Annotated in this window: 8 protein-coding genes and 1 pseudogene; 7 read left to right on the top strand and 2 right to left on the bottom strand. The window is 70.3% G+C overall.

The window, feature by feature from the left end:
- Positions 1-176, top strand: a pseudogene (locus tag ACFR9S_RS12655) ([LysW]-lysine hydrolase); the annotation flags it as partial.
- An 11-nt stretch (positions 177-187) separates the two neighbouring features.
- Entirely contained in the window at positions 188-1,102 is a 915-nt protein-coding gene (argF, locus tag ACFR9S_RS12660) for an ornithine carbamoyltransferase (RefSeq protein WP_379818812.1), read from the top strand.
- A 2-nt stretch (positions 1,103-1,104) separates the two neighbouring features.
- Here argF and ACFR9S_RS12665 read toward each other — a convergent pair whose 3' ends face one another.
- Positions 1,105-2,037 (bottom strand): acetamidase/formamidase family protein, encoded by a 933-nt coding sequence (locus ACFR9S_RS12665; protein WP_379732064.1) that lies wholly within the window; start codon positions 2,035-2,037, stop codon positions 1,105-1,107.
- A 90-nt stretch (positions 2,038-2,127) separates the two neighbouring features.
- Between ACFR9S_RS12665 and ACFR9S_RS12670 the strand changes: the two genes are divergently transcribed.
- Both ACFR9S_RS12670 and ACFR9S_RS12675 read left to right on the top strand, forming a co-directional pair.
- Positions 2,128-2,256: a hypothetical protein gene (locus tag ACFR9S_RS12670; RefSeq protein WP_379732063.1), complete on the top strand. Its 129-nt coding sequence runs from the start codon at positions 2,128-2,130 to the stop codon at positions 2,254-2,256.
- Positions 2,257-2,360: 104 nt separating this feature from the next.
- Entirely contained in the window at positions 2,361-2,555 is a 195-nt protein-coding gene (locus ACFR9S_RS12675; protein WP_379732062.1) for a cold-shock protein, read from the top strand.
- A gap of 33 nt (positions 2,556-2,588) precedes the next feature.
- Here ACFR9S_RS12675 and ACFR9S_RS12680 read toward each other — a convergent pair whose 3' ends face one another.
- Entirely contained in the window at positions 2,589-2,990 is a 402-nt protein-coding gene (locus tag ACFR9S_RS12680) for a hypothetical protein (protein WP_379732061.1), read from the bottom strand.
- 218 nt (positions 2,991-3,208) lie between these two features.
- Here ACFR9S_RS12680 and ACFR9S_RS12685 point away from each other — a divergent pair, with 218 nt between their 5' ends.
- From ACFR9S_RS12685 to ACFR9S_RS12695, 3 genes are all read left to right on the top strand, one after another.
- Positions 3,209-4,498: an erythromycin esterase family protein gene (locus ACFR9S_RS12685; RefSeq protein WP_379732059.1), complete on the top strand. Its 1,290-nt coding sequence runs from the start codon at positions 3,209-3,211 to the stop codon at positions 4,496-4,498.
- Between the two features lie 26 nt (positions 4,499-4,524).
- A complete protein-coding gene (locus tag ACFR9S_RS12690; protein WP_379818814.1) occupies positions 4,525-5,142 on the top strand; it encodes an HAD family hydrolase in 618 nt (205 codons plus the stop codon).
- A 55-nt stretch (positions 5,143-5,197) separates the two neighbouring features.
- Positions 5,198-6,016 (top strand): CaiB/BaiF CoA transferase family protein (locus ACFR9S_RS12695; protein WP_379818815.1); only part of this gene is annotated, 819 nt, incomplete at its 3' end.

Here is a 6,016-nt window from a genome sequence, read left to right on the forward strand (position 1 = left end):
AGAAGACCGGCACCGCCGACGCCAACCTCTACGCCGACGCGTGGGACGTGCCCGTCGTCACCTACGGCCCCGGCGACTCGGCGCTCGATCACGCACCCGACGAGCGCCTGCCACTCGCCGAGTTCGACCGCGCGGTGACGGCGCTGACGACCGCCTGCGAACAGCTCACCGACTGACCGACAGACCCATGCACGACAACACCGCGACCACGTTCCCGACGGACCTGCTCACGATCGACCAGCTCTCGCCGGCGGCGCTCCGGCGGCTCCTCGACCGCGCAGCCGCGATCGAGGCCGGCGAGGACCCCGCGCGACTGGGCGACCGGAGCGTGGCCATGGTGTTCGAGAAACCCTCGACGCGCACTCGGACGTCGTTCGAGTCCGGCGTCGCCGAACTCGGCGGCCACCCGACGTTCCTCGGGCAGGACGACATCCACCTCGGCCACGGCGAGCCGCTGAAAGATACCGCCCGCGCGCTCTCGCAGTACGTCGACACGCTCGTGGCGCGGCTGAACAGCCACGACGACCTCGAGGAGTTGGCGGCGTACGCCGACGTGCCAGTCGTGAACGCGCTGACCGACGAAGCCCACCCCTGTCAGACGCTCGCGGACCTACTGACGCTGCGCCAGATCGCGGCCGAGTCGGGCAGGGCGCTCGACGACATCACCCTCGCGTGGGTCGGCGACGGCAACAACGTCGCGCGCTCGCTCGTGGTCGGCTGTGCGCTCGCGGGCGTGGATCTGCGCGTCGCGACCCCCGAGGGCTACGGCGTCGACGACGACGCCATCGCGGCGGCGGCCGCGGCCGGCAGCGAGCCGACACAGTTCGACAGCCCGGAGGCCGCCGTCGCGGGCGCGGACGTAGTGTACACCGATGTCTGGGTCAGCATGGGCGATAGCGAGGAGAAACTGCCCGCGTTCGAGGGGTTCCAAGTCGACGAGGAGCTGCTCGGCGACGCCACGCTGATGCACTGCCTGCCCGCCGATCGCGGCCGCGAGGTGACCGATGGCGCGCTGGAGAGCGAGCAGTCGGTGGTGTGGCAGCAGGCCGGCAACCGCAAGCCGACGCAGCAGGCGCTCCTGCTGGAACTCCTCGGCGAGTAGTCTCAGAACGGCGAGGAGACGTGCTCGCTCGGGATCGCGTTCCGGACTGTCACCAGCGGATCGACGACCTGCGAGATCTCCAGCCCGCCGACGAGGCTGCCGAACGTGTGGGCCTCCGTGGTGCTGTAGCCGTGTTCTGCCGAGAGTAGTGCCATCGCGTCCTTGTGAGCGAGCCGGGACGCCTCCTCCATCGTCTCCGCGCTCGCGACGGTTTTCCAGTGGTCGCCGGTGTCGATCAGCGGCCGCTGGAGGTCGAACTCGGGGTCCGAGATCACGTCGAGAGTCACGTCCACGTCGGTCGCGATCTCCGCGCCGGTGCCGCACATCTCGCCGTCGGCCATCACCGCCTTCGAGTCGCCCATCGCGAGCAGCCCGCCGGACTGGAACACCGGGAGGTACAGCGTCGACCCCGTCGTCACGTCGTTCGTGTCGAGGTTGCCGCCGTGGTCGTGGGGGACGAGCGTCGAGTGGGTCTCGCCGGCGGTCGCGACGCCGATCGTCCCGATACACGGGTCGGCGGCGATCTCCCGGCCCTGGAACCGCACCCGCGGCCGGCCGTCCGCGTAGTTCGACCCCTTCTCGACCGGCGTGACCCGGGTGAACGGCGCCTCCACGTCGGGGTCGTCCTGCATGAGTCCGAACCCCGGCGTGGTGACGACGCGGCCGCGGTCCTCCGCCAGCCGTACGTCCTCGATCTCGACCCGGAGCACGTCGCCCGGCTCGGCACCCTCGACGGCGACCGGGCCGGTGGCGGCGTTGACCTCCTCGGGGATCTGTTCGAGCAGGTCGTCGTCGTCCTGAATCACGCCGTTCAGGCTGTCCCGCGTCTCGAAGGTGAGTTCGGTGCCGGGCTCGACCGTCCGGACCGGCTTCATCTGTGGGCTGAACTCGTAGACGACGCCGTGGGTGTCGTCGCTGATGGTCTCTCTGGCCATACGCGTCGGTTGGGACGTGTTCGCAAAAAGCTGCTGTCGGACCGCCGCCGCCACACGATTTTTGGGCCGCCACGAACTACCGGCGAGCGTATGTCGGACTTCGACACGTACGACTGTGTGGAGTGTTCGACGACGTTCCGCGCGTACCCAGACGCGAACGCGACGGCGGGACCGTACTGCTCGCCGACCTGCGAGATCGAAGCGAAGGACCTCGCGTAGGGGGATTCTGTGGCGTAAATCCCATCGATCACGTGATACTCACCCGTGGTAGCGTCCCACACATATTTATTCGAGCGGGCGTAATCTCCCCGCCGGAGATACCGATGGCGACAGGCACGGTTGCGTTCTTCAACGACACGGGCGGATACGGCTTCATCGAGACCGAGGACGCGGACGACGACGTGTTCTTCCACATGGAGGACGTCGGCGGTCCCGACCTCGAGGAGGGTCAAGAGGTGGAGTTCGACATCGAACAGGCCGACAAGGGACCCCGCGCGACGAACCTGCAGCGGCTGTAACCGTCGCGGGGCGGGTCGATTTTTCGGCGGCGATCAGCCCAGATAGTGCACCGTCACCTCGTGGTCCGTCCCCGGGAGCGTGAGCCGGTCCCGGAGGCGGTCTTCGACGCGGTCGCGCCACCGATCCACCGCTCGCTGGTGGGCCTCGCGGTGGCGGTCGAGGTCGTACTCGTCGGCCGCCCGGAGCCGGTCCTCAGTCTCGTCGACGCTCGGGAACGCTGGCGGGTCGGCAACGAACGTCGCCGGTTCGATGTGGATCTCCTCGGGACCGGCGTCCTCGCGGGCCACGTGGAGGCGGGCGCGCATCCGGCCGGAGAAGGGGGCGACGAGGCGGAGGACGGCGGGATCGCGGTCGCGCGCTCGGGCCTCCAGCGCAGTGAGCACGTCGTCGCGGTGGACCGCGAGCGAGCGGATCCGGGTGGGGTCGGTCGACACCTCGCTCACGTCGCGCGGCGCTGTCGGTCGAGTTCGCCGCCGCAGTCGGGGCAGTTGGCGCGGTACGAGCGGTTACTCACCGTCCGGGCACACTCCTGACAGACGAACTGGGGACCGACCATCGAATTACCGTGGGAGTTCTACCGTGGTAAATGTTATCGTGGGTTTGCGACCCTCTCTCACGCACCGTTTTCACGCGCCGGCAGTAGTGGGTGCGTATGCTCGACGACGGGACGATCGACGCGCTGGCGGCACGCACAACCTCGATGGTCCCTGCGGGAACGGACGCCGAGGCAAGGTCGGCCGCGGTTCCGACGCCGCTCGCCCATTCGCTCGGCGACGCCCGGATCGTCGGTCTCGGCGAGGCGACTCACGGTACACGGGAGTGTTTCGAACACAAACACCGCCTGATCCGCCACCTCGTGACCGAACGGGGGTTCCGAACGGTCGCGTTCGAAGCCGACGCGGCGGCGACGACGGCGCTGGACGCGTTCGTCCGTGGCGGGAGCCCGTTCGCTCGACTGTCCGCGGACGCGGAGTCGGCGCTCGCCGAACTCGACATGTGGCAGTGGCGGACCGAGTCGGTGCGGGCGCTGCTCGACTGGCTCCGGGCGTTCAACGACGGGCGCGCGCCTGCGGACCAGGTCCGGATCCGTGGCGTCGACCTGAGCACGCCGTCGGCGCCGGCAGCGCCGCTGCAGGCGTACTTCGAACGGATCGACCCCGACGCCGAGATCGAACAGCTCCGGACCGTCGCCGACGCGACGGTCAGCGACGACGATGATCGCGAACGCGTACTGGAGACGGTGACTGCAGCCGCGGAACAGATCCGCGAGCGGCTGGACGCGACCCGCGACGCGGACGAAGCGTCCCGCGACGCGTGGCGGACGGCCCGATGGCTCTGCCGCGTGATCGAACAGTCCTGCGAGTGGGCCCGCGTCAGGCACGAACAGCCCGGCCCCCACCCCGCGGGGATGGCGGCACGGGACCGCTTCATGGCCGAGAACGCCCGCCGGGCACTGGAGCGCGATCCCGGAATGGGCGTGGTGTTGTGGGCGCACGACGGCCACGTCCAGCGCGGATCGTTCGACGACGGCACGGTCTGGGCCGACGCGACGACGATGGGCGAGCGACTCGCGCGGGCGCTCGGCGACGACTACCGGCCGGTCGGGTTCGACTTCGCTCGCGGGTCGTTCCGTGCGGTCGGCCGTGAGAGCGGCGAGGTGGAGACGTTCTCGGTCGGCTCGCCGACCGAGGACAGCGCGACGGCCGCGTTCGCGGCGGTCGGAGACGCCCCCTACGCCCTCGATCTCGACGCCGTCGCCGACGACGATCGACTCGCCCAGTGGGCGACTGCAGAGCAGCGGAAACGCTACGTCGGCTCGGTGTTCGATCCGGCGGAGGAAGGGTACGCCCGTACCGATCTGCCGGGATCGTTCGACTGGCTACTCGTCCTGCCCGAATCGACGCCGACGATCGCAGTCGACGGGGAGCGGCAAAACCCTTAGCGCGCTCCCGCCCCGAGGGTGGGGTGATGCGCGCCGTCTCGTTCGACTGCTTCGGCACGCTCGTCGCCGTCCCGCGCCCCCCGGACCCCGCCGCAGCGGTCGCCGAACAGCTCCGGGGCCGCGGCGTCACAGTCCCCGAGGACTGGCACGAGGCGTACACCGAACCGCACCTCGACTCGCCGGCCGGCGCCGAGGTGTCGCTGCCCGCGCACGTCCGCGCGGCGCTGTCGAGCCGCGGGATCGAGGCCGACGAATCGGTCGTCGAGGCCGCCGTGCTCGACGCGTTCGACCGCGAGGTGGTGCCGGTTCCCGGCGTCGAAGCGGCGATCACCGCCGTCGACGCGCCCGTGGGCGTGCTCTCGAACTGCTCGGTCCCGGGACTGGTCGATCGAGTCCTCGCCCGCGCGGGGCTGCTCGATCAGTTCGATACCGTCGTGTCGAGCGTCGAGATCGGCTGGCGGAAGCCGGACCGGCGGGCGTTCGCCGCGGTCGCGGACGAACTGGACGTGCCCGTCGAGGCGCTGACCCACGTCGGCGACGACCACGACGCGGACGGCGGGATCGACCGCCACGGCGGGCGCTACCTCCACGTCGACGGCGATCTCACCGGGCTTCCGGATCGACTCGCCGGTCGCGAGGAGTGAGCCGTGACGGCGCCGGGTGGGAACCACTAAGACGCTGGCCCGCCCGGATCGGGCTATGACCGACGACCCGACCGGACCGCTGGAGGGCGTCACCGTACTCGACGCCTCGCGCGTGCTCGCCGGCCCGTTCTGCGGGATGCAGCTCGGCGATCTGGGCGCCGACGTGATCAAGGTCGAACGCCCCGACGGCGGCGATCAGACCCGCCACTGGACGCCGCCTGCGTTCGGGGACGACGTTGCCTCCTACTACGCCAGCATCAACCGGAACAAGCGCTCGATAACGCTGAACCTCACTATCGAGGAGGGTCGCGAGGCGTTCCGCGACCTCGCGGGCGAGGCGGACGTGCTGCTCGAGAACTTCCGGGTCGGCAAAGCCGCGGAGTGGGGGCTGGACTACGAGACGCTCAGCGAGGCGAACCCGGGGCTGGTGTACTGCTCGATCACCGGCTACGGACAGACCGGTCCGAAGGCCGAGCGCCCGGCGTACGACCTGATGATGCAGGCCGAGGGCGGGATGATGAGCATCACCGGCGAGGAAGGGCGACCGCCCGTCCGTGTCGGCGTCGCCGTCGCCGACCTCGCGGCGGGCATGTACGCGACCCAGTCGGTGCTCGCGGCGCTGTTCCGCCGTGAGTTTGCCGACGAGGGCGGCGACCGCATCGACGTGGCGCTGTTCGACGCGCTGCTGGGCTGGCTCTCCTACATGGGGACCGACGCGTTCGCCTCCGGCGAAGCGCCCGAGCGGATGGGCTCGCGCCACCCCAACATCGCGCCGTACCAGGCGTTCGAGGCGGCGGACGGCTACGTCGTCGTCGCCTGCGGGAGTCGGCGCTGGAGGAAGTCGTCCAGCGTGCGCAGCATCCGGATCTTCTGG

It is taken from the genome of Halolamina salina (assembly GCF_042678005.1).
GTDB classification, from domain to species: domain Archaea; phylum Halobacteriota; class Halobacteria; order Halobacteriales; family Haloferacaceae; genus Halolamina; species Halolamina salina.

Excerpts from the sequence above, each read along its gene's own strand:
- ACFR9S_RS12690 (WP_379818814.1), top strand. The coding sequence starts at position 4,525 with ATGCGCGCCGTCTCGTTCGACTGCTTCGGCACGCTCGTCGCCGTCCCG.
- ACFR9S_RS12665 (WP_379732064.1), bottom strand. The coding sequence starts at position 2,037 with ATGGCCAGAGAGACCATCAGCGACGACACCCACGGCGTCGTCTACGAG.
- argF (WP_379818812.1), top strand. The coding sequence starts at position 188 with ATGCACGACAACACCGCGACCACGTTCCCGACGGACCTGCTCACGATC.
- ACFR9S_RS12675 (WP_379732062.1), top strand. The coding sequence starts at position 2,361 with ATGGCGACAGGCACGGTTGCGTTCTTCAACGACACGGGCGGATACGGC.
- ACFR9S_RS12670 (WP_379732063.1), top strand. The coding sequence starts at position 2,128 with ATGTCGGACTTCGACACGTACGACTGTGTGGAGTGTTCGACGACGTTC.
- ACFR9S_RS12685 (WP_379732059.1), top strand. The coding sequence starts at position 3,209 with ATGCTCGACGACGGGACGATCGACGCGCTGGCGGCACGCACAACCTCG.